Genomic DNA, 26,586 nt, shown 5'->3' on the forward strand with positions numbered 1-26,586 from the left:
ATCAGATGATCTTCTGGCCTACGAGGTAGGTGGCGATCTTGTCGCCGCCGTCGCCCTCGTCGGTGAGCCGCTCGCCGGCAGTCTTGGGAGGCTTGGGGGTCGACGAGGTAACCGTCGTGCCCGCATTGTCGACTCCGACGATGCCGTCCTCGACACCGATGTCGGCCAACGTGATGGTCTGCACCGTCTTCTTCTTGGCGGCCATGATGCCCTTGAAGGACGGGAACCGGGGCTCGTTGATCTTCTCGGTGACGCTCACGATGGCGGGCAGCGTGGCTTCGAGGCCGAAGATGCCCTCGTCGGTCTCGCGCTCGCCGGTGACCTTGCCGTCGGCGACGGTGAGCTTGCGCAGCTGCGTCAGTGCCGGGATCTGCAGGTATTCGGCAATGATCGCGGGGACTGCACCGGTGCGTCCGTCGGTGGCCTCGTTGCCGGCGATGATGAGATCGGCCGGCTCGTCGTTCTCGAATGCGACGTTGCCCAACGCCGCAGCCAGGGCGTACCCGGTCTGGATGGCGTCGGAGCCGTGCAGGCTCGGGTCGTTGAGGTGCACTGCACTGTCTGCACCCATCGACAGCGCCTTGCGAATCGCATCGGTGGCGCGATCGGGGCCTGCGGACAGCACCTTGACCTCACCGCCCTGGGCTTCCTTGATGAGCAATGCCTCTTCGACGGCCCGCTCGTTGATCTCGTCGAGGACGGCGTCGGCGGCCTCGCGATCGAGGGTGTAGTCACCGTCGGTGAGCTTGCGCTCGGACCACGTGTCTGGAACCTGCTTGATCAAAACAACGATGTTCGTCATGGGTCTGCGTCGACCTCCTGGTCATGTTCTGCTGATCGTGAGTGTTCTAACGGTTCGTGCAGTTCTGGTGGTGCAGTTCTACGGCCTGGGACGAGGTTACCTCACCGTAGTTACTCATGGGTAACTTACCTCCTCGTCCGTCCGACCATACATCTGCGCCCCGACTGTTACGGAGACCACGTTGGCTTACCTCTCCCACGCCTCCACTAACCTTCCGTCGGTGAACGATTCTTCGGCTCAGGCACCGGTACCGGAACCACTCCCCCTCACCGGCGAGAGAACAGCGCCGGGTATCGCCGAGGAGAACTACTGGTTCCGCCGACACGAGGTGGTCTACCGAGCTCTGGTCGAGCGGTGCCGAGACCGCACCGTACTCGAGGCCGGATCGGGAGAAGGCTACGGAGCCAACATGATTGCCGATGTTGCAACGCATGTCATCGGTCTCGACTACGACGCCTCTGCGGCCACGCACGTGCGTGCGCGTTACCCCCGGGTGACAATGCTGCGCGGCAACCTCGACCGCCTTCCGTTCGCGGATTCCACCGTCGACGTCGTCGTCAACTTCCAAGTGATCGAGCACCTGTGGGACCAGGGCGCGTTCCTCGCCGAAGTGCATCGGATTCTCAAACCCGGCGGCACGCTCTTGATCAGCACACCCAACCGGATCACGTTCTCGCCGGGCCGCGACACACCGCTCAACCCGTTCCACACCCGCGAACTCGACGCCGCCGAGCTGACCGAACTTCTCGTCGACGCTCGCCTCGAGGTAACCCAACTCACCGGGGTCCGACACGGTAGTACGTTGGCCGCCCTCGATGCCAAACACGGTGGCTCCTTCATCGACGCGCAGATCGAACGGGCTCTGGCAGGCGAGCCGTGGCCGACCGAGCTTGCCGAGGACGTCGCGGCGATCACGATCGACGACTTCGAGATCGCCGCCGACCGCATCGACGAGAGCCTCGACCTGGTTGCAATCGCCAACAAGAGCTCGAGTTCGGTGATCGGGTGACATCCGGCACCACCGTGCCGGGCATGTTCTCCCTGGTGCTGCACTCCCACCTCCCCTGGCTGGCCAATCACGGCAGATGGCCCGTCGGCGAGGAATGGCTGTACCAGTCGTGGGCCGACTGCTACCTGCCGCTCACCGCGGCCCTCGAACGACTGGCCGACGACGGACACACCGATGTGCTCTCGCTCGGTGTCACCCCGGTTCTGGCCGCCCAACTCGACGATCCACACTGCCTGTCGGGTATGCATCACTGGCTCGGCAACTGGCAGCTGCGGGCCCACGAGGCGACCGACCGGGATCTGTCCGTTCGCGAGCACCGAGGTTCCGCCGCCGCGCTCGATCGATTCGAGACCCGCTGGCGACATGGCGGCTCCGCAGTGCTTCGGCCGCTGCTCGACGCCGGGACGGTCGAGTTGCTGGGCGGCCCGCTCGCGCACCCGTTCCAGCCACTGCTCCATCCGCGTCTGCGTGAGTTCTCCCTCCGAGAGGGCCTGCTGGACGCTCGCGCACGCTGGGGCACCGCCCCGTCGGGCATCTGGGCACCGGAATGCGGCTTCACACCCGGCATGGAAGCCGAATACGCGGCGGCCGGGGTCTCGCACTTCATGGTCGACGGCCCCGCGATGCGCGGTGACACCTCGCTCGGCAGGCCGGTGTGGGATTCGGACGTCGTCGCGTTCGGCCGAGATCTTCCGGTCAGCTACCGCGTCTGGTCACCCAAATCGGGCTATCCGGGACACGGTTCCTACCGCGACTTCCACACCTACGATCACGACACCGGCCTCAAACCCGCCCGAGTCACCGGCCGCACGGTCGCCTCGAACGACAAGGCCCCCTACGATCCCGCACGGGCTGCGGCCACGGTGGATCGCCACGTCGCAGACTTCGTGGAGGTGGTTCGTCGACGCCTCGTCTCGGAATCCGAACGGATCGGCCGTGACGCTCTGGTCGTGGCCGCATTCGACACCGAGCTGTTCGGACACTGGTGGCACGAGGGCCCTCAGTGGTTGGAGAAGCTCATGCGCGCACTCCCGGCCGCCGGAATCACCGTCGGCACGCTGAACGACGCGCGCGAGCAGGGGTACGTCGGTGCACCGCTCGAACTACAGGATTCCTCGTGGGGATCGGGCAAGGACTGGCGAGTGTGGGCAGGAGACGATGTCGCCGACCTCGTTGCGCTCAATTCCGAAGTCTCCCGGACCGCGCTCGACGCCGTCGATTCCGCTCGGGAGCACCGACGCAGCAACGGTGGGCCGGAACTACGCAATCGGGTCAGCGATCAGATACTGCGTGAGACACTGATGGCAGTGGCCAGCGACTGGGCATTCATGGTCAGCAAGGACTCCGCCGCCGGTTATGCGCGGGAACGCGCGCACGTTCACGCGCATGCTCTGCGCGAGATCGCTGCTGCGGCCATCGGCGGTTCGACAACCCGAGCGGCCGAACTGGCGAGGCAGTGGAACCGCGCGGACGGATTGTTCCCCGCGTTGGACGCGCGCCGCCTACCCGGCGCGCGCCGTGGCAGCGAGCCCGAAACTGCAGGGGGACGTCGATGAAGATTCTGATGGTGTCGTGGGAATACCCACCCGTCGTGGTCGGCGGACTCGGCCGCCACGTTCATCACCTGGCGACCGAACTGGTCCGCTGCGGACACGAGGTCGTCGTCCTGTCGCGTCGACCCACCGGAACCGACGCCGCCACGCACCCGACCTCGCATCACATCGAGGACGGCGTTCTCGTCGTTGCCGTCGCGGAGGACCCGGCTCACTTCGTCTTCGGGGAAGACATGCTCGCGTGGACCCTGGCGATGGGTCACGCGATGGTCCGGGCCGGTGTCGCGCTGAGCAAGCCGGGGCTGGGCGAGGGCTGGCAGCCCGACGTCGTCCACGCCCACGACTGGCTCGTTGCGCACCCCGCCATCGCTCTGGCCGAGTTCTACGACGTACCGCTGGTCTCGACCATCCACGCCACCGAGGCCGGACGTCACAGTGGCTGGATCTCCGGTCCCGTCAACCGTCAGGTGCATTCCGTCGAATGGTGGCTGGCCAACGACTCGGATGCAGTCATCACCTGCTCGGCGTCGATGCGAGACGAGGTGACCACGTTGTTCGGTGTGTCCGAGTCGTCGGTCTCGGTCATTCGCAACGGAATCGACGGATCCACCTGGAGCTTCCGACGACGCGAGCCCCGATCCGAGCCCGCGAAGCTGCTCTACGTCGGCCGGCTCGAATACGAGAAGGGCATCCAGGACGCAATCGCCGCCCTCCCCCGTATTCGGCGGAGTCACCCGGGTACCACTCTGCACATCGCCGGTGAGGGAACGCAGTTCGCTTGGTTGGCGGGGCTGGCGCGCACGCACCGGGTGAGCCGGGCAGTGTCGTTCCTGGGCAACCTGGATCACACCGAGTTGCTCGGTTGGCTGCACGGAGCCGACGCCATCGTCCTGCCGAGCCGATACGAACCGTTCGGCATCATCGCTCTCGAGGCCGCGGCCGCAGGCACACCGTTGGTCGCGTCCACCGCAGGCGGCCTCGGCGAAGCAATCGTCGACGGTGTCACCGGTCTGTCCTTCGCGCCCGCGGATGTCGCTGGGCTCGCCGCGGCCGTGCGGAAGGTGCTCGACAACGCCGACGCCGCGCAGGAACGGGCGGTAGCGGCTCGAGAACGCCTCGATGTCGACTTCGACTGGAAACACGTCGCCGAGGCGACGGCCCGGGTCTACCTGGAAGCCAAGCGTAAGGTTCGCCATCCGCTGGGCCGTCCGCACATCGTCGAACGCGCTCTCCCCGGCCGCACGTGAGCAGAACCTCGTAACCCACTACGACTTTCCGCTCACCTGGTCGTCAGCTCTCCCGCGCCGCCTCGGCCTGACCGAGGGCCTTCTTGCGTGCAATGTCCTCCAGCGCCGCAATGTATTTCGCGCGTTCTGCGGCACCGGCTTCCCACGCGTCCTTGCGATTGCGGACAACTTTGGCCGGGGCACCGACGGCGATGCTGTAATCGGGAATCTCGCCCTTGACCACGGCATGGGCACCGAGCACGCAGCCGCGTCCGATCCTGGTCTCGCGCAGAATCGTCACCTTGGCCGCGATCCAGGTGTCCGGCCCTATTCGCACGGGCCCCTTCACGATTCCCTGGTCCTTGATGGGCATGTTCACATCGTCCATCCGATGATCGAAATCGCAGATGTAGCACCAGTCGGCCACCAGCGTCGACGCGCCGATCTCGATGTCGAGGTAGGTGTTGACGACGTTGTCCTTGCCGAACACCACCTTGTCACCGATCCGCAGCGAACCCTCGTGGCATCGAATGGCATTGCCGTCGCCGATGTGTACCCAGCGCCCGATCTCGAGACGCGAGAGCTCGGGGGTGGAGTGGATCTCGACGTTCTTGCCGAGAAATACCATGCCCCTCAGAATCACGTGCGGGTTGGCCATCTTGAACTTCGCAAGTCGGTAGTACCGCACGAGATACCAGGGCGTGTACGCCTTGTTCGCGAGCACCCAATCGAGGGACGCACGCGTCAGGAAACGCGCCTGCTCTGTATCGCGTCGTCTCGACCCGCGCCAGCGTGTCCGCAGCGGCGCGTTCCACATACTCGTCATGGTCGTTCACCCTAGTTTCTCGTTCGCCCGCTCTCTGCCGGCACCCGTCGGCGGGCTAGGGTTGCCTGTCGACTGTTGCCAGTCGGCGCAGGAGAACAGGACGCCCCGGCACCGCGTCGGGCACGGAAGACCTCATGGGGAGCGATCGATGCACGGCGTCAGTGCCCACGGCAGGACCGGCAGAAAGGTCACTGCGTTCGCCGCTGCGGTTGTGCTGGTGACCCTGAGCGGCTGCAGTTCCGACACCGCTGCCATCGAACCGCTCTCACCCGATTCGTGGCCCGCCTCCCACGCGAACGCGCACAACAGTGGATCGACCGCAGTGTCGGTCGACTCTCCCCTCACGTTGGACTGGACGCGGCCCACCGGCGGCACCGTGAGCTCTCCGGTGTCCATCGGCTCGACGGGCCAGATGTTCGTCACCGCAGCCACCGAATCCGGGTGCAACCTCTTCTCCTTCGAGATCGACTCCGCTCGCAAGCGCTGGTGCAATCGCGTCGGACCATCGGTCGTGACGGCAACGCCTACCGTCGACTCCGCGATCAACGTGTACATCGGTGACGACGGCGGCATGAACTCGTACAACGATCACGGGCAACTTCGTTGGCGGACACCGGTGTACGGGGTACCGAAGTCGGCTCAGTTCCTCGGCGACGGGAGCGTGCTCTCGGTGACCCAGATGGGTCAGGTCAGCGTTCTGGACACCCAGAACGGGCAGCTTCGAGTGCCCATCCTCGACCTCGTTCCGACGCCGAACTTCCTCACCGATCCGAACTCCGATTTTCAGCCGGTCGACACCGGGCTCGCCGAGTGCAGTGCGGGAGGGTCGGAGTGCGTCGTACCAGCAGCACCCGCGGTCGACACCGCAACCGGAGCGATCTATCTCACACTGTGGCGTCCGGGTTCGATTGCGCCGCAACTCGTTTCACTGCAGTACAACCGCGATGGCTCCCCCGGACTCACCGAACGCTGGTCCTCGGACCTCTTGCCCGCAGGAGTCGCGTCGTCTCCGGTGCTGTCCGAGGACGGGTCGACGGTCTACGTGGCCGACGTCGACGGCCGGTTGACCGCGTTCGACACCGCGGACGGGCGGCAGAGGTGGACCGAGGGCACCGGACTCGGAGTCGGGGCGTCCCCGTCGATCGCCGCGGACGGCACCATCGTCCCCGCCGGCGGTGACGGCACCTTGGTCGGATTGCGCGACAACGGCGATTCCGTCGAGCGGGTGTGGGTGCGCGACGACATCGAACAAGCGGGAACAGCAGCACAATCCGCAGACGGCCGCGGCCATACCGTCGTCCGCGACGGCGACGGACTGGCGCTGCTCACGTTCGATTCGGCTACCGGCAGCACGGTGGACTCACAGCCTGTTCCCGACGTCGTCGGAGCCACCGTCGGCACGTCCATCGGGCCGGACGGGCAGGTCGTCACCGCGAGCTATCTGGGTGAGATCTTCACCTACACCGGCTGATCGATCGCCCCGGGCGCGCAGACGAAGGACACCGCGGACCGATCGATGCGGGTGATGACCACCGAGAGCGCGACGGTTCCGCGAAGCTTGAGCTTGGGCCGCAGTATCGCGGGATCCACGTCCACTCCGCGCACGAGTATCTCGACCGAGCCGCAGTCCATCCGATTCAGTTGCTGCCGAAGCACTTTCTCGGAGAACTTGGACTGCTCCAGAACCCGGAAGCCGCGTACCCCCGCCGGTACCGTATCCCCGGTCAGGTATGCGATCCTCGGATCGAGTTGCCACAGACCGAATCTGGCACCGTAGTGACGAACCAGACCGGCCCTGACCACTGCCCCGTCGGGGTCGACGATGTACTGCCCTGGCGGCCGTTCCGGAATGTCGTCGGATTCGGCATCGGTGATGTCCAGTGCGCTGCCATCGGAGCGAAGAACTGCCGCACGACGCCGAATACCCTTCTCGCTGAGCCCTTCCGACCACAGGCAGGCTTCACGCACCCCTCCGTCGAGCGAGACCACCTCTATCTCGCCGGGCCAATCGACAGCGTCGAAGTCGAGACCTGGCGCGCATTTGACGACCAGATCTCGGCCGCGATATGCGTCGAACAGTTCCGGTAGCGGAGGTTGCAGCGCTGCCGGATCATGGCGTCGCCGCCCGCCCGCTCGGCGGCCGGGATCGGCCACGACGACGGTCCCCCGCGTCGTCGGTGTCAGTGCGTCGGCCCGCAGCAGGGTGGCAGCAGGCACGTTGTGTGCGGCCATCCGAAGCCGGATCGGGTCGAGATCGCTCCCGACCGCCAGCTCGGCCGATCCGACCAGCACGGCCAGTTCACTGCCGATGGAGCACGTGACATCGTGCACTCGACGACCGGCCAGTCGCTCGGCACGCCTGCGCGCCACGAGTGTCGGAGTGGCTTGCTGGACGGCGTCGTCGGTCACCAGCCAGTGATCGGACTCGAACAACTTCACCCGGGCCTTGCGGCGGACAGTGACGGTTTCGATCAGGGCACTCGCGTGGTCGGGGAAGCGAGTGCGCACCGACGCTGTGTCGCGCACCGAGGTTCGAGCGTTCAGCTCGAGAGCGTCGACCGCAGCAAGAGCTCCGGCACCGGCCTCGCTTCGTAGGAAGTCGAGGTCGGTGCCGGTGAACTCGTAGCCCACTAGCGGACTCGAGCTCGGAGTCTGCGGCGGTCCGAGCCGATCAAGCTCGAGGAGCAGGTTTGGTGCCGGTGATCATCACGTTGTAGAACAGCCCGCGCGGCACCACGTGCTGCAGCACGTTCTCGTCGACCCAGCTCAGTGTCTTCCAACCGCCGAAGGCGAACTTCGCCCAGTTCCAGCCCAGCTTGCCCGCCGGAACGGCAGCCTCGAAGGTCCGCACCGGCCACCCGAGCAGGGCGGCGGCGAACTCTTCGGTGTTCGCCTGCACGCGCTCGGCACCGGCCGACAGCGCGATGTTCTCCAGGTCGGTGGGATCGAATGTGTGGAGGTCGACGACGGCCTCGAGCGCAGCGGCTCGCGAAGACTCGTCGAGCTCTTCCTGCGGCTTGCGCCAACTCGCCAGGAACGGCAGCTTCGTCACGCGAGTGGTCGTTTCCCAGGTGATGCGTCCGAGCCAGCGAGCGTAGAAGTTGCCGACGGTGGTGGGTTCGCCTGCGAAGACGAATCGCCCGCCGGGCTTGAGCACGCGCAACACCTCGCGCAAGGACTGCTCGACATCCGGGATGTGATGCAGCACAGCGTGTCCGACCACCAGATCGAACGTGTTGTCGTCGTACGGAATGGTCTCGGCATCGGCAACTCGGCCGTCCACGTCGAGACCGAGGTGCCCGGCGTTACGCAGTGCAACCTTCACCATTCCCGGTGACAGGTCGGTGACCGACCCCTTGTCGGCAATACCCGCCTGCATCAGATTGAGCAGGAAGAAACCGGTTCCACAGCCCAATTCCAAGGCGCGGCCGTACGGCAGAGCGGCCTGCGCGTCGGCATCCCCGGAGACAGCCTGATCGAACCTTCCGCGGGCGTAGTCGATGCAGCGCTCGTCGTAGGAAATCGACCATTTGTCGTCGTAGGTCTCGGCTTCCCAGTCGTGGTACAACACCTGCGCCAGTTTGGTGTCCGATCGCGCGGCCTCGACCTGTTCGGCAGTGGCGTGCGGGTTCGGGGCGGGATCGACCGTCCGGTCGTCGGCCTCGGCCGGGGCCGTCACACTGGAGATCGATCGATTCACACCGTCGTGGGGGCTTGCAGTCATCAGGCGAGCCTACTATCCGGTAGCTGTGAAACAACTCCGTCGGTCGACGGGGATTGCGTCACCGGCCGGTGAAGGTCGCTTTGCCCGGGCCGTCGGCCACGAAGGACTCCATCCCGATCGTGCGATCGTCGGTGGCGAACAGCGCCGCGAATTGCTGGGCCTCGATCCGAAGGCCGTTGGTGAGATCGACGTCGAGCCCCTGGTCGATCGACGCTTTTGCGGCGGCGAGCGCCCGCGATGCTCCCGTGGTGAATTGCATGGCCCACGCCCGCGCCGCGTTGTACACCTCGTCGGGGGCCACCACCTCGTCCACCAGACCGATCCGCAGGGCCTCCTCCGCTCCGACGAAGCGGCCGGTGAAGACCATGTCCTTTGCTCGACTCGGGCCGATCAACCGCGCGAGTCGTTGAGTGCCACCGCCGCCGGGAATGACACCGAGGAGCACTTCGGGGACACCGAACTTGGCGTTGTCTCCGGCAATTCGACGATCGGCACCGAGGGCGACCTCGAGTCCACCGCCGAGCGCGTATCCGGTCACGGCAGCGACGACCGGCTTGGGGATGGTGCTCAGCGAGCCCAGAGCGGACTGCAGGTCTCCGGCGATCTCCGCCATTTCCGCCGCCGACAGCGCCACCATCTCCTTGATGTCCGCACCGGCCGCGAACACCTTCTCGCCGCCGTAGACGACGACAGCCTTGACGTCGGTGTTCACGGTCGCTTCCCGAGCCGCCGAACGAATCTCTTCCTGCATCTGACGATCGAGTGCATTCATCGGCGGTCGGTCCAGGCGGATGGTGCCGATACCGTCGGATACTTCGAGATTCACGAACTCAGCCATGGGCCGAAAGGCTACCCGGCGACAGTTCAGCGATCGGCCCAGGGATGTCGCGTTCCGGCGTAGTACGCGTCGTCCCCGTCGAAGATCACCCGGACCGCGCCGTCCTCACGGGTGAGAATCGGCAGGATCGGGGTGATGTCACGTTCGTGATCGACAACGTCGGCGACGGTGTCGAACCGAGACAGTGCGTCCAACTGGCTCCAGGTCGGTGGGAGCAGGATGGTGTTTCCCTTTCGCCAGTCCGCCAAAGCATCACCGGTCGAACGCCAACTCACCGATGCTGCTTCGCTGGTTTCCCCGTCCGCCTTCTGGCCTTCCGGGAGCACTGCGACGAAGAACCGGGTGTCGTACCGTCGCGCTTCGCCCACCGGTGTGATCCAGTGCGACCACGGCCGAAGCAGGTCCGAGCGCAACACCAGGTCGTGTGCGGTGAGAAATTCGGCGAACGAGAGTTCGCGGCGCTCGAGTCGACCTCGCTCCGCGGCGAACGGAGCAGTGTCGGCAACGATGGAATCCGGTGCCGACCCGGCCAGGAGCACACCGCACTCCTCGAACGTCTCGCGCGCCGCGGCGCACACCAGTGCTTGCGCCTTGCCCTCGTCGGTTCCGAGGCGTTCGGCCCACCACGTCGGCGGTGGGCCTGCCCATCCCACGTCGGCCGCGGCGTCCGATGGATCGACACCGCCTCCGGGAAATACCGTCATTCCGCCCGCGAACGCCATTCCGCCGACCCGTTCGAGAAGAAATACTTCTATCTCGGAACGGAGGCGTCCGTCACGGATCAGGATGACTGTCGAGGCGTCACGCGCAGGTACGTGATCGGCAGCACTGTTCGAGCTCATGAAAGGCAACGTACCGCTGAGCAGCTCCGCGAGATCGGGGTGGTCCAGCGCTAGCGTCGGTGCGCACCGGCAGCCCGAGTGCGACGGGCGAAGAAGCGGCCATCGACACGGTCGAGCGCGATCGACTGGCTGAACGCCTCGGTGAGGTTCTCCGCGGTGATGACATCGTCCACCAGCCCCTGGGCCACCACACCGCCTTCCTTGAGCAGCAATGCGTGGCTGAAACCCGGGGGGATTTCCTCGACGTGATGGGTGATCAGCACGGTGGCAGGGGAATCCGGGTCGGCGGCGATATCGGCAAGACGTGACACCAGTTCCTCGCGACCGCCCAGGTCGAGACCCGCCGCAGGCTCGTCGAGCAGCAGCAGTTCGGGGTCGGTCATCAACGCACGCGCGATCAGAACCCGCTTGCGTTCGCCTTCCGAGAGGGTGCCGTAGGTGCGTGTGGCGAGATGCTCGGCACCGAGACTTTCCAGCATCTCCACAGCGCGCTCGGTGTCGACTGCGTCGTATTTCTCGCGCCAGCGTCCCAGCACGGAGTATCCGGCGGAGACCACCAGATCGGACACGAGCTCGTCGGCCGGAATGCGGTGGGCCAGCGAGGACGACGACAACCCGATCCGTGGCCGGAGTTCGGAGACGTCGGCTTTGCCCATGACCTCGCCGAGAACGTGGGCGACACCCGATGTCGGATGGATCTCGGCGGCCGCGATGCGCAGCAACGACGTCTTTCCGGCACCGTTCGGCCCGAGGACGACCCACCGTTCGTCCAGTTCCACCTTCCAGGTGACGGGCCCCACCAAGGTCACACCACCACGGCGGACGACGACATCGGTGAAATCTACGAGCAGGTCGGGATCCGGTTCAGACACGACGCCTATCTTCCCGCACATCGACCCTGCATTCACGGCAGGATGTGCACGCGTGTCGCCCAATCACGATCTGCCCGCCAGCGCCCATCGAACAGAGGACCAGGAAACTGGCTCCAATCCACCTGGATCGCCGTTCCCCCTCGGTGCCACGGTGATGTCGACTGGCACTCAATTTGCAGTCCACGCGCCCGAGGCCGACGGCGTCGAGGTGTGCCTGATCGATCCCGACGGCGGCGAACGGCGAGTAGAACTGACGACCAGCACGTTCGGAGTTCGACACGGCTTCGTTCCGGGCGTTCGACCCGGTGACCGATACGGCTTCCGAGCGCACGGCCGGTGGGATCCGCACGCGGGGCGTCGATTCAACGGTGCGAAGATTCTGCTCGACCCCTCCGCCCGTCAGGTCAGCGGAGAATTCGGGGACCCGTCGGCTCTGTTGGCCTACGAAGACGATCCGTTCGGGGTGCCGAGCACTCGTGATTCGCTCGGGCACCTCCCCCTCGCCGTGGTTCGCGCACCTCTCGCTCGCGCCGGTCGACCGGCGCGCCCGTCCGTGCCCTGGGACCGCACCGTTCTCTACGAGCTGCACGTGGGATCGTTCACTGCCCGCAATCCTGCTGTCCCCCAACATCTTCGCGGCACCTACCTGGGGCTCGCCCAACCCGCGGTGCTCGAACATCTCGCGCGTATCGGCATCACGTCCGTCGAACTGCTGCCGGTCCACACCACCTTCACCGAGCCCGGTGTGCGCGCCCGCGGAATGCGGAACCACTGGGGTTACTCGACGGGGGCGTACTTCGCGCCGGATCCACGGTTCGCCGCCGTTCCCGGCGACGAGGTCGACGAGTTCCGCACCATGGTCGACGCGTTGCACGGCGCGGGGATAGAGGTGATCCTCGACGTCGTCTACAACCACACGTGCGAATCCTCGGTCGACGGGCCGTCGATCAGTTGGCGCGGCCTCGACGCTCCCGGCTACTACCTTCTCGACGGACGCGGATCGGACGTCGACCTGACCGGCTGCGGCAACACTCTCGACTCGGCGTCGCCCGCGGTCGTGCGCATGGTGTGCGACAGCTTGCGCTACTGGGTCGACGAGATGGGCGTCGACGGGTTCCGGTTCGACCTCGCGAGTACTCTCGGCCGGCCCGGTGGTTGGCGATTCGATCCTCGCGCACCGCTACTGACCGCGATAGCCGTGGATCCCCTTCTGGCCCAGGTCAAGCTGATTGCCGAGCCGTGGGATGCCACCGGTGCCGGCTACCAGGTCGGTAACTTCGGAGTGGCGTGGTCGGAATGGAACGATCGCTACCGCGACACGGTTCGGGGCTTCTGGGCGGGCCAGCACGGCGTGCGTGAACTGGCCTCCCGCCTGGCCGGTTCCGAGGATCTGTTCGCGGGTAGTCGCCGACTGCCGTGGGCGTCGATCAACTTCGTCACCGCACACGACGGATTCACCGCCCGCGATCTGGTGTCGTACGAACGAAAGCACAACGGAGCCAACGGCGAAGAGAACCGAGACGGAACCGACAACAACTCCTCGGTCAACCACGGTGTCGAGGGCGAGACCGACGATCCGTCCGTACTCGACGCGCGTGGTCGCCACGTGCGCGCTCTCCTGGCCACGTTGACCCTCTCGACCGGCACGCCGATGCTGCTTGCCGGCGACGAACTGGGCCACACGCAGTCCGGCAACAACAACGCGTACTGCGTTCCCCAGGATTCACCGATCGAGGACTCCTGGGTGATCGACTGGAACAGCGCCGATCAGGACATGATTCGATTCGTCGGTCGGTTGCTCCGTGTCCGTGCGAGCGCTCCGACGCTGCGACAGCAGGAATTCTTCACCGGCCGTGCCACTCCGACCGGTCGACCCGACCTGGTGTGGTTCGACTCTGCCGGTAGGGAATTCGATACGGATCGGTGGAACGACGACTCGGTACGCACGATCACGGCGTGGGTCGACGGTTCCGACGTCCGCTCCTACGACTCGGACGGCGGGCAGGTCGACGATGCGAGTTCGCTCTTGATCCTCCACTCGGGCGGACCCGCTGAGATCACCCTTGCCTGCCCGAGTTGGTCGACGTCCCGGTTCGTCCCGGTACTCGATTCCTCGCTCCCGGACGGAGTGCCGCCGAATACGGCTGCGCTGGAGGCAGGTTCGACGATATCGGTGACCGGCTCCACGGTGCTGGTGTTCCGCAGCGCGGGCAGGTAGGTCATGAACAGCTGCACGAGCGGACCGACCCCGAGAGCGTAGAGCACCGTTCCCAGACCCAGCGTGCCGCCGAGCAGCCAACCGGTGAGTACGACGGTCAACTCGATTCCGGTACGGGTGAGCCGGATCGACCACCCGGTTCTGGCCACCAGACCGGTCATCAAACCGTCACGTGGGCCCGGACCCATTCCGGCACCGATGTACAGGGCCGTGGCGAAGGCGTTCACCACGATTCCCGACACCATGGCCAGCGATCGAATCACGAGTCCGTCGAGATGCGGCAACAGTGCCGACGTCGCATCCACGGCCACTGCGATCACCACGACGTTGCTCACGGTCCCGAGACCCGGACGTTGCCGGAGCGGAATCCACATCAGCAATACGGCCACTCCGGTGATCGCGGTGATGGTTCCGAAGCTGAGCGAGACGTGGCTTTCGAGGCCCTGATGAAACACATCCCAGGGATTGACACCGAGACCACCGGCGATCATTAACGACATGGACGCCCCGTACAGCCACAGCCCGACGTAGAGGGCAGCCAACCTGGACGGGAGACGACGGCCGACGACTGCGCGAAGTGGTGAGGTGAACATGCTCCCAGTCTCCGGCAGTACTGGATACGTTATGGATAGCCAGTTCTACGACAGTGGACCCCCAACTGAAACACGCCGACTCAGCGAACGGCGATCACCGTCGTCGAGCCAGGGGCCACTTCGGTGAAACCCGCATCCCGCACCGCGACGGCACGCCCGCCCCGAACCTCGTCCAGTGCACGGGCCCACTGCTGCGGATCGGCCGGACGCACCGAGCACGGGTAGCCTGCCGACGCCCACTCTCGGCACTCCTCCACGCTCATCGCTCCGGCCAGCAACATCGAGGCATGCCCCACCTGAGCGGCAGCCTTGCCCACCGTCATGGACAACGAAGCATCGACCCACAGCACCGGGCCCGCCGCCGGCGGCGGTGCTTCGTCGGATGGAACGTCGGTGCCACCGATCTGCAGGCGTTTTATCCTCGGATCGAGGTCCCCGACGCGACCGGGAACCAATGCCCGTGCCGATGCACCGCCCACGTCGACCGTGACCCCCGGGACGTCCTGTGCGGCAGTCCATTGCGCACCCCGTGCCCGACGGGCAACTTTGCGAATTCGAGCCGACGTCCATTCTGTGAAGGCATCGTGCCACGAGGCGCCTGAACCCACACGCGGGTCGAGGCACAGCATCACCGTGGCCCGGGCGGCTGCCTCGAGCAACTCGCTGCGCAACGGCGGATCCGTCTTCGGGATGTGCAGGACCAACGGCATGGCCAGTACGTCCGCCGGGTCCGATGGATCCTCGGCTCCCCCGTACCCACGGGCGAGTTCGGCGTGACGCGAGTCGAACGAGTTCTCGGCCGAGAACTCTTCGGCATCGTTCTCGCCGGTCACCTCACCTGTCGCATCCTCGAATTCGGGATTGCCGACTTCGGGATCACCGACTTCGGAATTGCCGGCCGGGTGCGCGCCGATCATGGGATCGGGACGCGACGGACTCCCCCGTCGACAGCATCCGCAGCTTCGATCTCGTTGCGAGTGACGCCGAGGATGAACAGCACCGCGTCCAGGTACGGATGCGAAATGGCGGTGTCAGCAATTTCGCGCAAGGCAGGCTTGGCGTTGAAGGCGACGCCGAGGCCGGCCGCAGTGAGCATGTCGATGTCGTTGGCTCCGTCGCCGACCGCCACCGTCTGCTCCATCGGCACTCCCGATTGAGCTGCGAATTCGCGTAGTGCGGTCGCCTTCGCCGCTCGGTCGACCACTTCACCGATCACCCGGCCGGTGAGTTTGCCGTCGACGATCTCGAGAGTGTTCGCCTTGACGTAATCCAGTTCGAGCTCGTGTGCCAGACCTTCGATGACCTGCCGGAAACCTCCGGAGACGACTCCACACGCGAACCCGAGACGCCGAAGAGTCCGAATGGTGGTCCGTGCCCCCGCCGTCAGCTCCAGGCTCTCTCCCACCTCGTCGATCACAGATTCATCGAGACCGGCCAGTACGGCCACCCGCTGTTCGAGCGACTCCGTGAAGTCGATCTCGCCGCGCATCGCCGCTTCGGTGACAGCTCTGACCTCGTCCTCGCGGCCGGCACGTGCAGCCAACATCTCGATGACCTCGCCCTGGACCAGCGTGGAGTCGACGTCGAACACGATGAGCCGCTTCGATCGACGCGCGATGCCGGCCCTTTCCACTGCGACGTCCACACCGATTCCCGCTGCGATCGCCGCAAGACCGGTGCGGAGTGCGACATCGGCGTCCGGCGACGTGTCGGTTGCAGTCACCTGCAGTTCGAGGCCCGTCACGGGGTAGTCGGCAACTCCGCGAATGGAGTCGATGTTCGCGCCCTGGCGGGCCAACTCGCGCGAGATGGTGCTGAACGCTCGCGCGGTCACGGGTCGCCCGAGAACGACGACGACATGGGTGCCCAAACTCCGACCACCACTCTGCGCGGCACCGATCTCGACGTCCACATGGACCCCGACCGTGGCCATGGCGTCCTCGAGCTCCTCCTGCAGCGCTTCGGGATCGCGTGGACAGGTCAACAGAACACCGAGGGTCAGCCTGCCGCGAATGACCACCTGCTCCACGTCGAGAAGGCTCACATCGTGCCGAGACAATGCCGCGAAGAGCACCGAGGTCACGCCCGGCTTGTCGGGTCCCGTCACCGTCACCAGTACTGCGGTGTCGTTCGACTTCACCGGATCTCCCTTTCACTCGGCCAGCGGCCGGATACGTCTTGTTGTCACCTCGCGATGAACGGGCGAACCCGAACGCGCCACGAGATTGTCGCAAGCGAAGAGCCCCACCCGGTAGCCGGGAGGGGCTCTCGCTGTGCTGTGACTACCTGGGGTCGGGGTCTCCGGACCCTTCGTGATCGCTGGTGGCGATCGGAGCCCGGCGGGCCTGCTCGAGGACAGCAGTCGTTTTACCGCCGTGCGCACCCGGGCCCACGTGAGCTTCCGCGCGCATTCGCTCGACCATGTGCGGGTAGTGCAGCTCGAATGCCGGGCGCTCGGACCGGATACGAGGCAGCTCGGTGAAGTTGTGCCGCGGCGGCGGGCACGAGGTAGCCCATTCCAGCGAGTTGCCGTAGCCCCACGGATCGTCGACCGTGACGACCTCGCCGTAGCGGTAGGACTTGAAGACGTTCCAGACGAACGGCAAGGTCGAGGCACCGAGGATGAATGCACCGATGGTGGAGATGATGTTCAGTTCGGTGAACCCGTCGGAAGGCAGGTAGTCGGCGTAGCGACGCGGCATTCCCTCGTTTCCGAGCCAGTGCTGGACGAGGAACGTGGCGTGGAAGCCGAAGAATGTCAGCCAGAAGTGCCACTTGCCGAGGGCCTCGTCCATCATCCGGCCCGTCATCTTGGGGAACCAGAAGTAGATGCCGGCGTACGTCGCGAACACCACGGTGCCGAACACGACGTAGTGGAAGTGCGCGACCACGAAGTAGGTGTCGGTGACCTGGAAGTCGATCGGCGGCGACGCCAGCAGAACGCCGGTCAGTCCGCCGAAGACGAACGTGATCAAGAAGCCGATGGAGAACAACATCGGTGTTTCCAACGTCACCTGGCCACGCCACATGGTGCCGACCCAGTTGAAGATCTTCACGCCCGTGGGCACCGCGATCAGGAACGTCATGAACGAGAAGAACGGAAGCAGCACTGCGCCGGTGGCGTACATGTGGTGCGCCCACACCGCAATCGACAGGGCGGCGATGGCAATGGTCGCGTAGATCAGACCCGAGTAGCCGAAGATCGGCTTGCGGGAGAAGACCGGGAACACCTCGGAGACGATTCCGAAGAACGGCAGCGCGATGATGTACACCTCGGGGTGACCGAAGAACCAGAACAGGTGCTGCCACAGCAGCACTCCTCCGGTTGCCGGATCGAACAGGTGAGCGCCCAGGTGGCGGTCGGCCGCCAGGCCGAGCAGCGCCGCCGTCAGCAGCGGGAAGGCCAGCAGGATCAGGATCGACGTCACCAGGATGTTCCAGGTGAAGATCGGCATGCGGAACATCGTCATACCGGGGGCGCGCAGGCAGATCACCGTGGTGATCATGTTGACGCCACCGAGGATGGTGCCGAGACCGGCGACGGCCAGGCCCATGATCCACAGGTCCGCGCCGACGCCCGGCGAGTGCAGAGCCGAGGTGAGTGGGGTGTACGCGGTCCAACCGAAGTCGGCTGCGCCACCGGGAGTGATGAATCCAGCTGTGGTGATCAAGGCACCGAACAGGTACAGCCAGTACGAGAACGCGTTCAACCGCGGGAACGCGACGTCGGGTGCACCGATCTGCAGCGGGAGGATGTAGTTGGCGAACCCGAACACGATGGGCGTCGCGTACAGCAGCAGCATGATGGTGCCGTGCATGGTGAACAGCTGGTTGTACTGCTCGTTGGACAGGAACTGCATTCCCGGCACGGCCAACTCGGCGCGCATCAGCAGCGCCATCAGTCCACCGACGAGGAAGAACGCGAACGAGGTCGCGATGTACATGATCCCCAAGACCTTGGGATCGGTCGTCGTCACCGCTTTGTGCAGGAACGAACCCTTCGGTCCCATCCTCGGCGGGAACGGCCGAGCGGCATCCACCGCGGGAGCGGGCCTAGGCGCTAGGGCAGTCACAGATCCTCCTGATTGCGCGTCCGACCCCGAACCACGAGGCGACGTCATCTAGTCGTGCGCTCCTCGAATCGTAGACCGTCGGACCGGCACTTGCCGAACCGGTCCTACCGTGTGTCGTATTGGGCTGATTCGACATCGCCCGGATCGAGCGATCTGCCTGCGCTGGGGGCCTTTCCGCCGCAGCGGACGTGGTGCGAACGCGGTCGATTCCGTGGCCTCGCCGGTGCCCGTTCGAGTGTTCTGACAGAACGGCCTTCCGATACTGTGTGAGACCACCCGACCCGTCGAAGGAAGTTCCGCGTTGCCACTCCATCTGCGAGTCCCCCGTTCGTGTGCACCGCGCAGGACCGGCGCTGTCGTTGCGGCATGCCTTGCCGCGGCTGTGACGTTGGTCGGCTGTTCCGATTCCGAGGCACAGGACGACGCCTCCACCATCGTTCGCAGTACGACGAACATCGCCGGAGCGGGGGTGGTCGGTAACAACCGGGACACCGTAGGACTGTGTCCGGCACTGGCCCCACTGGACCGGACCGGAGTCGAAGGCGATACCCGCCCCGTCGGGCACGCCGAGGGAATCAGCGCCATCCCTGCGGACCCACAGCGCATCGTCGTTCTCGACGCGGCAGGCGTCGACGCCAGCTGCGCGGTCGGGATCTGGGAACGCGTCGTCGGCGCGGCGACACTCGACCCCGACTTCCGGGGAGACGGAGACCAACCGTTGTACCTGGGTACGGGCTTGGCGTCCGTTCCGTCGGTCGGCCCGGTCGGAGCTCCCGACCTCGGAGCGATCGCCGCGCTCGACCCCGATCTCATCCTCGGTGCCGATTCTCTCGGTGCCGAAACCTACGACTCCCTGAACGCCATCGCGCCGACCGTGTTCACCGGGACCGGTCAGGGCTGGAAGGACACGTTTCTGCAGGCCGCGGCAGCATTGGGTCGGGGGCAGGCCGGTTTCGATCAGCTCGCATCGTTCTCAGCGGATGCCGAGCGGGTCGGCCGTGAAATCGACTCCACTCAGACGCAGGCGTCGGTCATCCGGTTCGGCGCGGACACCATCGAGGTGGACGGTCCGAACTCCTTTGCCGGCCAGGTGCTCGCCGAGGTGGGTGTCGCGCGACCGCAAAGCCAGCGCGATGCCGATTTCTCCGTGGCGTCGGACAACCTCGATTCGATCGAAGGCGACATCGTCTACGTGCGATTCGCCGGCCCCGATGGCGAGACCTTCGGCCGCGAGGTAATGGACAGCGACGCATGGCACGCTCTCGGCTCGGTCACCGACGGGCGAGTGTTCGCGGTGAACGACACGGTCTGGTCCGGCAGTGGAGTTGTGGCGGCGCGCGCCATCCTGGCCGATCTGTCCGCTTCCCTGAACGCTTACGTGTCCTGACGCAATGCCCATTCCGGAATTCGTGCAAGCGCTCCGCAGCGTCGTCGGTACGTCACCGCTGTGGTTGTCCGGTGTCAGTGCGGTCGTTCTCGACGACGACCGTCGAGTGCTGCTGACTCTGCGAGCAGACAACAACACCTGGGCCGTGGTCTCCGGAATCCTCGAGCCCGGCGAAGAACCTGCACCGGCTGCGCTTCGGGAGATCCGCGAGGAGACCGGCGTGGAAGCCACGATCGTGCGACTGACGAGTGTCGACGTGACGGAGCCGATCACCTACCCCAACGGCGACGTCGCGCAGTACCTGGACATCACGTTCCTCGCCCGCTACATCGGAGGCACCCCACATGTCGCCGACGACGAGAATCTCGACGTCGCCTGGTTCGCGCTCGACGGGCTACCCGACAACCTCACGGCCACTTCACGATTGCGAATCGAGAAAGCAATCGCCGACGACCCGTCGGCGTGGTTCAGGCGCTGACTCCCCCACCGCACCGAGGACACCGCACCGAAGACAACAGCTCCACCGAACCGTGCCCTTTCGATCGATAATGTGATATCACTTTAGTATCAACATCGAGAGGGAGGTTCTCATGTCCGCACCCGCTACCGTCGCCGAGAAGCCGACGGGTACACCGACCACGACCATCGCCGAGCGCACCGGTTGGGATCTGCCCGGCTGGTCGATGCTCGGCATCGGTCTCGCGCTGTTTCTCGGCGGAATCGCCGCGTTCGTACTCGGACTCGTGTTCACGGTCGTCGGACTCATCGTGGCCGGGGTCGTACTGTTCATGCTCTCTCTGCCTGCGCTCATGGGACTGACTCTGGTGCAACCCAATCAGGCTCGCGTCCTTCAGCTGCTCGGCAGTTCGTACAGCGGCACCCTGCGAACACCCGGGCTGCGCTGGACCAATCCGTTGACGTACCGCAGGGCCATCTCGACGCGAATCCGCAACCACGAGACGGGCCAGTCGAAGGTCAACGACGCCGACGGCAATCCGATCGAGATCTCCGCCATCGTGGTCTGGCAAGTTGCCGATACGGCCCTGGCATCGTTCCAGGTCGACGACTACGAGGAGTTCGTCGCCGTCCAGACCGAATCGGCCGTCCGTCACATCGCCGGCAGCTACCCGTACGACGCCGAAGGCCGAATGTCGTTGCGAGAGAACGCCGACGAAATCACCGCTGCGATGTCGGAGGAGGTGCACGCGCGGGTGCGGTCGGCAGGCGTGGAGGTGATCGAGACCCGAATCAACCGTCTTGCCTATGCCCCGGAGATCGCGCAGGCCATGCTGCGGCGACAGCAGGCGGGAGCGGTCATCGCGGCGCGTCAGCAGATCGTCGAAGGCGCGGTCGGCATGGTGGAGATGGCGCTGTCGAAGCTCGAGGAGAAGCACGTGGTCGAACTCGACGAGGAGCGGAAGGCGACCATGGTGTCGAATCTGCTCGTCGTGCTGTGCAGCGACCGCGACACGCAACCCGTCGTCAATACCGGATCGCTGTACCAGTGAGCCATGACCGTCGAGCGTAAGAAAATACTGCTTCGGCTGGACCCGGCGGTACACGACGCCCTCGCCCGCTGGGCTTCCGACGAACTCCGGAGCACCAACGCTCAGATCGAGTTCCTATTACGAAGGGCACTGCGCGATCAGGGTCGAATGCCCAAGGAAGCCAAAGACATTCGCGCGCCGGGCCGCCCACCGAAAGAGTGAGCGGCGCGGCGCGCGAAGGGGCCTCTAGAAGTCCCAGTCCTCGTCTTCGGTGTTGACGGCCTTGCCGATGACGTACGAGGAGCCCGAACCCGAGAAGAAGTCGTGGTTCTCGTCGGCGTTCGGGGACAGTGCCGACAGAATCGCCGGGTTCACATCCGTCTCGTCCTTGGGGAACAGACCCTCGTAGCCGAGGTTGTTCAGTGCCTTGTTGGCGTTGTAGCGCAGGAACTTCTTGACGTCCTCGGTCAGACCGATCTCGTCGTAGAGGTCCTGGGTGTACTCGACCTCGTTGTCGTACAACTCGAACAGCAACTCGAACGTGTAGTTCTTGAGCTCCTCGCGCTGAGCCTCGCTGACCTTCTCGAGGCCCTTCTGGTACTTGTATCCGATGTAGTACCCGTGCACGGCCTCGTCACGGATGATCAGCCGGATCAGGTCCGCGGTGTTGGTGAGCTTGGCCCGCGAGGACCAGTACATCGGCAGGTAGAACCCGGAGTAGAACAGGAACGACTCGAGCAGTGTCGAGGCTACTTTCCGCTTGAGCGGATCGTCACCGTGGTAAAAGTTCAGCACGATCTCGGCCTTGCGCTGAAGATTGACGTTCTCCTCGGACCAGCGGAACGCATCGTCGATGTCGCGGGTGGAGCTGAGGGTCGAGAAGATGGAGCTGTAGCTCTTCGCGTGCACCGACTCCATGAACGCGATGTTGGTGTACACCGCCTCCTCGTGGGGAGTGATCGCGTCGGGAATGAGACTGACGGCACCGACGGTGCCCTGGATGGTGTCCAGCAGCGTCAATCCGGTGAACACGCGCATCGTCAACTGCTTCTCGACGGCGGTCAGAGTTGCCCACGACGGGATATCGTTGGACACCGGCACCTTCTCGGGCAGCCAGAAATTACTGGTGAGACGCTCCCAGACTTCGGAGTCCTTGTCGTCCTGGACCCGATTCCAGTTGATCGCGGAGACACGATCGATGAGCTTTACCATGGGTGCCTACCTACAGGTCGATGAGCGAGAAGTGGGGACGAAGCTACGTGAAAAGTCGCTGACACGAACACTACCCGTTGTGTCGGACATCAATCGCTAACACAAGATCTGTGTCGTGCGTGTTTTGCGTAGCTTCAGCTACGCAAAGCGCGCACGACGTCGGTTCGCCATCCCAGCCCTCACGCTGCAGCACCCGAGCGACGTCTCTCGCCACACCGCAGGGGTCACTGCTCACTTCCTCGTATCCGAAGACCAGCCGTGCTCGCCCAGCGAGCTCCGCCGCGTTGTCCCGTCGCCGATCCCGAAATGCGACCTCGCGCATCGAATGGAAGCGGCGTCCGTCGAGGCGCACGGTCACCGTGCGAGATCCGACCCGATGCACGACGTCCTCGTAGAGTGTCCGCCCATCGACCTGTATTGCGCTCTGCCGCTCCGCAGTCGGAAGCCCGTGGGCTGCTTCGACGTTCGTCGCGTATTCGAGTTCGAGGATCGATTGAACTCCGTTCGCGAGCAGGTCGATGGCTTCCGTCAGCGTCGAGAGATATCTGTACGGCCGTCGGACGGCGATCTGCTCCCGAACGTCGGTGAGTCGAATTCGTCGTTGGGTCACCGAGGACACCAAGCTGTGAAAAGCCCGCTCGGGCGTAGGCTCCGAGACCGCGAGATCGAGTGCGGTGTCCACCAAGGTCGTCCGCGGCATGTCCCCCGGTACTCCGATGTGCCGGTGGGCGCGAGAACGATGCACCACCACTCCGGGATGCAAGGACGACCCGATTCCCGCCACCAGCCTCGTCCCGACCGTGGGGACCGAGCGTACGGTCGGCCGTTGATTGCACGCGGACTTGCCGTACGGCACGGTGACATGGACCGCCGCGGCGGGGTCCGGTTCGCAGAAACCCCACTCCTCGGCAGCGGATCGGTGGCTGAGCATTGCGTGTCCACCTCCGTAGAGAAGCGCTGCCATCAGGGTCCGCTCCCGCGTCAACGGCCCGGTGAAGATCGAGTAGACGCCTCTGAGAACAGCGATCCACGCTCCACTGTCCACCAGTGCGCGAACGCGATTTCGGCTGTATCCCAACTCCGTGACCTGCGACTGTGTGAACAGCCCCCACTGCGTGTCGATCAGAACCTGTAGTTCTCGACCGTCCCCCCGACCATGTTCCATGGACGGTCATCATGCCCAGCAGGTACGACACTTCTGCTCGTGCGCGTTTTGCGTAGCTCCAGCTACGCAAAACGCGCACGAGGGCAAAGCCCTACAGCATGCAGGAGACGCAACCCTCGACCTCGGTGCCCTCGAGGGCCATCTGACGTAGACGGATGTAGTACAGCGTCTTGATGCCCTTGCGCCATGCGTAGATCTGCGCGCGGTTGATGTCGCGAGTGGTGGCGGTGTCCTTGAAGAACAGCGTCAACGACAGGCCCTGATCGACGTGTTGTGTTGCGGCAGCGTAGGTGTCGATGATCTTCTCGTACCCGATCTCGTACGCATCCTGGTAGTAATCCAGGTTGTCGTTGTCGAGGTACGGTGCCGGGTAGTAGACGCGGCCGATCTTGCCTTCCTTGCGAATCTCGATCTTCGACGCCACCGGGTGAATCGACGAGGTGGAGTTGTTGATGTACGAGATGGATCCGGTCGGCGGAACGGCCTGCAGGTTCTGGTTGTAGATTCCGTACTCCTGCACCGACGCCTTCAGCGCGGACCAGTCGGCCTGCGTCGGAATGGTGACGTCGGAGTCGGCGAACAACTTCGCGACCTTGGGCGTAGCGGGTTCCCAGACCTGGTCGGTGTACTTGTCGAAGAACTCACCCGACGCGTACTTGGAATCCGGGAAGCCCTTGAAGTACTGGCCACGCGCCTTCGCCAGCTGGTTCGACGCCTGAATCGCGTGGAACAGCACGGTGTAGAAGTAGATGTTGGTGAAATCGATTCCCTCGGTGGAGCCGTAGTGGATGCGCTCACGGGCGAGGTAGCCGTGCAGATTCATCTGCCCGAGGCCGATCGCGTGAGAATCGTTGTTGCCCTGCTCGATCGACGGCACGGAGAAGATGTGCGTCTGGTCCGAGACCGCAGTCAGACCGCGGATGGCGACGGCGATGGTCTTACCGAAATCGGGTGAATCCATCGTCTTCGCGATGTTCAGCGAGCCCAGGTTGCACGAGATGTCCTTGCCGACATGGCTGTACGAGAGGTCGTCGTTGAACGTCGACGGCGTCGAGACCTGGAGAATCTCCGAGCACAGGTTGGAGTGAGTGATCTTGCCCTTGACCGGGTTCGCGCGATTGACGGTGTCCTCGTACATGATGTACGGGTAGCCGGACTCGAACTGCAGCTCGGCGAGAGTCTGGAAGAACTCACGCGACTTGATCTTGGTCTTACGAATCCTCTTGTCGTCGACCATCTCGTAGTACTTCTCGGAGACGTCGATGTCGGCGAACGGCACTCCGTAGATGCGCTCCACGTCGTACGGCGAGAACAGGTACATGTCCTCGTTCTTCTTCGCCAGCTCGAACGTGATGTCGGGGATGACGATTCCGAGGGACAGCGTCTTGATGCGGATCTTCTCGTCCGCGTTCTCACGCTTGGTGTCGAGGAACTTGTAGACGTCGGGATGATGCGCGTGCAAGTACACCGCGCCCGCGCCCTGGCGGGCACCGAGCTGGTTGGCGTACGAGAACGAGTCCTCGAGCAGCTTCATGATCGGGATGACACCCGAGGACTGGTTCTCGATGCGCTTGATCGGCGCGCCGGCCTCGCGAATGTTGCTCAGCAGCAAGGCAACTCCGCCGCCGCGCTTGGACAGCTGCAGAGCAGAGTTGATGGAGCGGCCGATGGACTCCATGTTGTCTTCGATGCGTAGCAGGAAGCACGAGACGGGCTCACCGCGCTGCTTCTTGCCGGAGTTGAGGAAGGTGGGCGTCGCGGGCTGGAAACGGCCGGCGATGATCTCGTCCACGAGATCGGTGGCCAGGGCTTCGTCACCGGCTGCGAGCGTCAGCGCCACCATGCACACGCGGTCCTCGAAGCGTTCGAGGTAGCGCTTGCCGTCGAACGTCTTGAGCGTGTACGAGGTGTAGTACTTGAACGCACCGAGGAACGTGGGGAATCGGAACTTCTTCGAGTACGCGTGATTGATCAGGAACTTGACGAACTCACGTGAGTACTGATCGAGAACCTCGGGCTCGTAGTAGTTCTCCTCGACCAGGTAGTCCAGCTTCTCGTCCAGGTCGTGGAAGAACACGGTGTTCTGGTTGACGTGCTGCAGGAAGTACTGATTGGCAGCCTCGCGGTCCTTCTCGAACTGGATCTCGCCGTTGGGGCCGTAGAGATTGAGCATCGCGTTGAGGGCGTGGTAGTCCATGTCGCCGTCGCCGCGAATGGTTGCGGGCGCGGGTGCTGCGTCGGTGATGGTCGGTGCCACGGCGATGCTCCTACTGGTATGTGGTGGGTGGTGCTCTAGTGCGTGTGGGCGGCGCGGCGGACTTCACGTTCCCAGAAGTCCTCCAGTCCCTCGCGGACTCGCACTACGTCCTCGGGGGTGCCCATCAACTCGAATCGGTACAGATACGGAACCGCACATTTCTGCGAAATGACATCTCCGGCAAAGCAGAACGAATCACCGAAATTGGTGTTTCCGGCAGCGATGACCGCTCGTATCAACGATCGGTTGTGCTCGTCGTTGAGGAACTTGATCACACGCTTGGGGACATAGTTGGTATCTCGCCCGGCGTAGGTGGTCCCTCCCCCGTACGTCGGAACGACGAGAACGTAGGGGGAATGGACTCGAAACGTCCCGTCGGGATCACGGAGCGGAATGCGCGTTGCGGGGATGTCCAGCTTCGAGACGAAGCGATGCGTGTTCTCGGATGCGCTGGAGAAATACACCAGTGAGTGGGAAGACTGCGGTTGCGAACTCACCGCTC

23 protein-coding genes and 1 pseudogene are annotated in these 26,586 nt (G+C 64.6%); 9 read left to right on the plus strand and 15 right to left on the minus strand.

Annotated features, from left to right (window positions below; genetic code table 11):
* Window position 1 precedes the first annotated feature (1 nt).
* Window positions 2–802, minus strand: a complete 801-nt coding sequence (locus BH93_RS16175) for an electron transfer flavoprotein subunit beta/FixA family protein (protein ID WP_032376980.1) — start codon at window positions 800–802, stop codon at window positions 2–4.
* Between the two features lie 220 nt (window positions 803–1,022).
* On the opposite strand from BH93_RS16175, the gene BH93_RS16180 reads away from it, so the two are divergent.
* From BH93_RS16180 to BH93_RS16190, 3 genes are read left to right on the plus strand one after another with little or no spacing between them, the layout of a single operon-like run.
* On the plus strand, window positions 1,023–1,811 hold the full coding sequence (locus BH93_RS16180) for a class I SAM-dependent methyltransferase (RefSeq protein ID WP_242458991.1): 789 nt from the start codon (window positions 1,023–1,025) through the stop codon (window positions 1,809–1,811).
* Between the two features lie 23 nt (window positions 1,812–1,834).
* The gene (locus BH93_RS16185) at window positions 1,835–3,367 is read left to right on the plus strand and encodes a 1,4-alpha-glucan branching protein domain-containing protein (protein ID WP_037174431.1); all 1,533 of its coding nucleotides are present in this window, start codon (window positions 1,835–1,837) and stop codon (window positions 3,365–3,367) included.
* Entirely contained in the window at window positions 3,364–4,611 is a 1,248-nt protein-coding gene (locus tag BH93_RS16190; RefSeq protein WP_037174090.1) for a glycosyltransferase family 4 protein, read from the plus strand. The genes BH93_RS16185 and BH93_RS16190 overlap by 4 nt, the downstream gene beginning before the upstream one ends.
* Window positions 4,612–4,654: 43 nt before the next feature.
* On the opposite strand, the gene BH93_RS16195 is transcribed toward BH93_RS16190, so the two are convergent.
* Complete coding sequence (locus BH93_RS16195) at window positions 4,655–5,416, minus strand: acyltransferase (RefSeq protein ID WP_037174093.1); 762 nt, start codon at window positions 5,414–5,416, stop codon at window positions 4,655–4,657.
* 148 nt (window positions 5,417–5,564) lie between these two features.
* Between BH93_RS16195 and BH93_RS16200 the strand changes: the two genes are divergently transcribed.
* Window positions 5,565–6,887 carry an outer membrane protein assembly factor BamB family protein gene (locus BH93_RS16200; protein ID WP_052065120.1) on the plus strand — a complete coding sequence of 441 codons (1,323 nt, stop codon included), beginning with the start codon at window positions 5,565–5,567 and terminating at the stop codon, window positions 6,885–6,887.
* On the opposite strand, the gene BH93_RS16205 is transcribed toward BH93_RS16200, so the two are convergent.
* Genes BH93_RS16205 through BH93_RS16225 form a run of 5 tightly spaced genes read right to left on the minus strand, consistent with a single transcriptional unit; the run spans window position 6,875 to window position 11,713 of the window.
* Complete coding sequence (locus BH93_RS16205) at window positions 6,875–8,047, minus strand: THUMP-like domain-containing protein (protein ID WP_037174095.1); 1,173 nt, start codon at window positions 8,045–8,047, stop codon at window positions 6,875–6,877. The genes BH93_RS16200 and BH93_RS16205 overlap by 13 nt on opposite strands.
* Before the next feature lie 40 nt (window positions 8,048–8,087).
* A complete protein-coding gene (locus BH93_RS16210; RefSeq protein WP_032403129.1) occupies window positions 8,088–9,140 on the minus strand; it encodes a class I SAM-dependent methyltransferase in 1,053 nt (350 codons plus the stop codon).
* Between the two features lie 58 nt (window positions 9,141–9,198).
* Window positions 9,199–9,978 (minus strand): enoyl-CoA hydratase/isomerase family protein, encoded by a 780-nt coding sequence (locus BH93_RS16215; protein WP_032403128.1) that lies wholly within the window; start codon window positions 9,976–9,978, stop codon window positions 9,199–9,201.
* 26 nt (window positions 9,979–10,004) lie between these two features.
* Window positions 10,005–10,820 carry an NUDIX hydrolase gene (locus BH93_RS16220; RefSeq protein WP_037174098.1) on the minus strand — a complete coding sequence of 272 codons (816 nt, stop codon included), beginning with the start codon at window positions 10,818–10,820 and terminating at the stop codon, window positions 10,005–10,007.
* A 50-nt stretch (window positions 10,821–10,870) separates the two neighbouring features.
* On the minus strand, window positions 10,871–11,713 hold the full coding sequence (locus BH93_RS16225; protein ID WP_032378168.1) for an ABC transporter ATP-binding protein: 843 nt from the start codon (window positions 11,711–11,713) through the stop codon (window positions 10,871–10,873).
* A 133-nt stretch (window positions 11,714–11,846) separates the two neighbouring features.
* On the opposite strand from BH93_RS16225, the gene glgX reads away from it, so the two are divergent.
* Window positions 11,847–13,910, plus strand: coding sequence for a glycogen debranching protein GlgX (glgX, locus tag BH93_RS16230; protein ID WP_242459240.1), 2,064 nt, complete (start codon window positions 11,847–11,849; stop codon window positions 13,908–13,910).
* A 59-nt stretch (window positions 13,911–13,969) separates the two neighbouring features.
* Here the strand turns inward: glgX and yczE are convergent.
* The 4 genes and pseudogenes from yczE to ctaD all read right to left on the minus strand — a co-directional run.
* Window positions 13,970–14,503, minus strand: a pseudogene (gene yczE, locus BH93_RS28370) (membrane protein YczE); the annotation flags it as partial.
* An 80-nt stretch (window positions 14,504–14,583) separates the two neighbouring features.
* On the minus strand, window positions 14,584–15,420 hold the full coding sequence (locus BH93_RS16240) for a peptidyl-tRNA hydrolase (protein ID WP_080739050.1): 837 nt from the start codon (window positions 15,418–15,420) through the stop codon (window positions 14,584–14,586).
* Window positions 15,417–16,643, minus strand: coding sequence for a phosphoserine phosphatase SerB (serB, locus tag BH93_RS16245; RefSeq protein ID WP_032376971.1), 1,227 nt, complete (start codon window positions 16,641–16,643; stop codon window positions 15,417–15,419). The genes BH93_RS16240 and serB overlap by 4 nt, the downstream gene beginning before the upstream one ends.
* 142 nt (window positions 16,644–16,785) lie before the next feature.
* Entirely contained in the window at window positions 16,786–18,576 is a 1,791-nt protein-coding gene (gene ctaD, locus BH93_RS16250) for an aa3-type cytochrome oxidase subunit I (RefSeq protein WP_032376970.1), read from the minus strand.
* Between the two features lie 301 nt (window positions 18,577–18,877).
* Between ctaD and BH93_RS16255 the strand changes: the two genes are divergently transcribed.
* The 4 genes from BH93_RS16255 (at window position 18,878) to BH93_RS16270 (ending at window position 21,672) form a co-directional block, all read left to right on the plus strand.
* Entirely contained in the window at window positions 18,878–19,963 is a 1,086-nt protein-coding gene (locus BH93_RS16255; protein ID WP_242458992.1) for an iron-siderophore ABC transporter substrate-binding protein, read from the plus strand.
* A 4-nt stretch (window positions 19,964–19,967) separates the two neighbouring features.
* Window positions 19,968–20,441, plus strand: a complete 474-nt coding sequence (locus BH93_RS16260; RefSeq protein ID WP_032376968.1) for an NUDIX hydrolase — start codon at window positions 19,968–19,970, stop codon at window positions 20,439–20,441.
* A gap of 112 nt (window positions 20,442–20,553) precedes the next feature.
* Window positions 20,554–21,471, plus strand: coding sequence for an SPFH domain-containing protein (locus BH93_RS16265; protein WP_037174099.1), 918 nt, complete (start codon window positions 20,554–20,556; stop codon window positions 21,469–21,471).
* Window positions 21,472–21,474: 3 nt separating this feature from the next.
* Window positions 21,475–21,672, plus strand: a complete 198-nt coding sequence (locus tag BH93_RS16270; protein WP_037174104.1) for a hypothetical protein — start codon at window positions 21,475–21,477, stop codon at window positions 21,670–21,672.
* 24 nt (window positions 21,673–21,696) lie between these two features.
* On the opposite strand, the gene nrdF is transcribed toward BH93_RS16270, so the two are convergent.
* The 4 genes from nrdF to nrdI all read right to left on the minus strand — a co-directional run bounded on the left by nrdF (window position 21,697) and on the right by nrdI (window position 26,581).
* Window positions 21,697–22,662 (minus strand): class 1b ribonucleoside-diphosphate reductase subunit beta, encoded by a 966-nt coding sequence (gene nrdF / locus BH93_RS16275; protein WP_008717549.1) that lies wholly within the window; start codon window positions 22,660–22,662, stop codon window positions 21,697–21,699.
* Between the two features lie 70 nt (window positions 22,663–22,732).
* The gene (locus tag BH93_RS16280; RefSeq protein WP_037174107.1) at window positions 22,733–23,827 is read right to left on the minus strand and encodes a type IV toxin-antitoxin system AbiEi family antitoxin domain-containing protein; all 1,095 of its coding nucleotides are present in this window, start codon (window positions 23,825–23,827) and stop codon (window positions 22,733–22,735) included.
* Between the two features lie 91 nt (window positions 23,828–23,918).
* Entirely contained in the window at window positions 23,919–26,084 is a 2,166-nt protein-coding gene (gene nrdE, locus BH93_RS16285; RefSeq protein ID WP_032376964.1) for a class 1b ribonucleoside-diphosphate reductase subunit alpha, read from the minus strand.
* A gap of 35 nt (window positions 26,085–26,119) precedes the next feature.
* Window positions 26,120–26,581, minus strand: coding sequence for a class Ib ribonucleoside-diphosphate reductase assembly flavoprotein NrdI (nrdI, locus tag BH93_RS16290; RefSeq protein WP_032376963.1), 462 nt, complete (start codon window positions 26,579–26,581; stop codon window positions 26,120–26,122).
* Window positions 26,582–26,586: the final 5 nt, after the last annotated feature.

The organism is Rhodococcoides fascians A25f (genome assembly GCF_000760935.2).
Taxonomy (GTDB): Bacteria; Actinomycetota; Actinomycetes; order Mycobacteriales; family Mycobacteriaceae; genus Rhodococcoides.

What these genes read in the sequence shown, in the direction of transcription:
- BH93_RS16175 (WP_032376980.1), bottom strand. Translation starts at nt 802, where the DNA reads ATGACGAACATCGTTGTTTTGATCAAGCAGGTTCCAGACACGTGGTCC.
- BH93_RS16185 (WP_037174431.1), top strand. Translation starts at nt 1,835, where the DNA reads ATGTTCTCCCTGGTGCTGCACTCCCACCTCCCCTGGCTGGCCAATCAC.
- BH93_RS16190 (WP_037174090.1), top strand. Translation starts at nt 3,364, where the DNA reads ATGAAGATTCTGATGGTGTCGTGGGAATACCCACCCGTCGTGGTCGGC.
- BH93_RS16195 (WP_037174093.1), bottom strand. Translation starts at nt 5,416, where the DNA reads ATGACGAGTATGTGGAACGCGCCGCTGCGGACACGCTGGCGCGGGTCG.
- BH93_RS16200 (WP_052065120.1), top strand. Translation starts at nt 5,565, where the DNA reads ATGCACGGCGTCAGTGCCCACGGCAGGACCGGCAGAAAGGTCACTGCG.
- BH93_RS16210 (WP_032403129.1), bottom strand. Translation starts at nt 9,140, where the DNA reads ATGACTGCAAGCCCCCACGACGGTGTGAATCGATCGATCTCCAGTGTG.
- BH93_RS16215 (WP_032403128.1), bottom strand. Translation starts at nt 9,978, where the DNA reads ATGGCTGAGTTCGTGAATCTCGAAGTATCCGACGGTATCGGCACCATC.
- BH93_RS16220 (WP_037174098.1), bottom strand. Translation starts at nt 10,820, where the DNA reads ATGAGCTCGAACAGTGCTGCCGATCACGTACCTGCGCGTGACGCCTCG.
- BH93_RS16225 (WP_032378168.1), bottom strand. Translation starts at nt 11,713, where the DNA reads ATGTGCGGGAAGATAGGCGTCGTGTCTGAACCGGATCCCGACCTGCTC.
- glgX (WP_242459240.1), top strand. Translation starts at nt 11,847, where the DNA reads ATGTCGACTGGCACTCAATTTGCAGTCCACGCGCCCGAGGCCGACGGC.
- BH93_RS16240 (WP_080739050.1), bottom strand. Translation starts at nt 15,420, where the DNA reads ATGATCGGCGCGCACCCGGCCGGCAATTCCGAAGTCGGTGATCCCGAA.
- BH93_RS16260 (WP_032376968.1), top strand. Translation starts at nt 19,968, where the DNA reads ATGCCCATTCCGGAATTCGTGCAAGCGCTCCGCAGCGTCGTCGGTACG.
- BH93_RS16265 (WP_037174099.1), top strand. Translation starts at nt 20,554, where the DNA reads ATGTCCGCACCCGCTACCGTCGCCGAGAAGCCGACGGGTACACCGACC.
- BH93_RS16270 (WP_037174104.1), top strand. Translation starts at nt 21,475, where the DNA reads ATGACCGTCGAGCGTAAGAAAATACTGCTTCGGCTGGACCCGGCGGTA.
- nrdF (WP_008717549.1), bottom strand. Translation starts at nt 22,662, where the DNA reads ATGGTAAAGCTCATCGATCGTGTCTCCGCGATCAACTGGAATCGGGTC.
- BH93_RS16280 (WP_037174107.1), bottom strand. Translation starts at nt 23,827, where the DNA reads ATGGAACATGGTCGGGGGGACGGTCGAGAACTACAGGTTCTGATCGAC.